A 210-nucleotide genomic window follows, 5' to 3' on the forward strand; every position below is an offset into this window, starting at 1 on the left:
CGACGCCTGTGGCGCTCCACGACCGGCGTGATCGGCGGCAGTTCGACCGTGTCGTGCTCGCTGACCGTCTCGGCAACCAGATCGGCCGGCAGTGCCGCGCAACAGCCGGTGCAGGTGTCCGGACGATGATCGATAGCAAGGTCGAATGCCTCGCTCAGTATCCGGCTATGTCCCTCATGCCCGGGCTTTCCACCGCCGGGCCGCGAGGCA

General features: G+C 67.6%; 1 pseudogene. It reads right to left on the reverse strand.

The features are described from left to right. A pseudogene (locus L8F97_RS22535) lies at nucleotides 1-210 on the reverse strand (IS66 family transposase); the annotation flags it as partial.

The organism is Sphingomonas sp. BAUL-RG-20F-R05-02, assembly GCF_022662305.1.
GTDB lineage: Bacteria > Pseudomonadota > Alphaproteobacteria > Sphingomonadales > Sphingomonadaceae > Sphingomonas.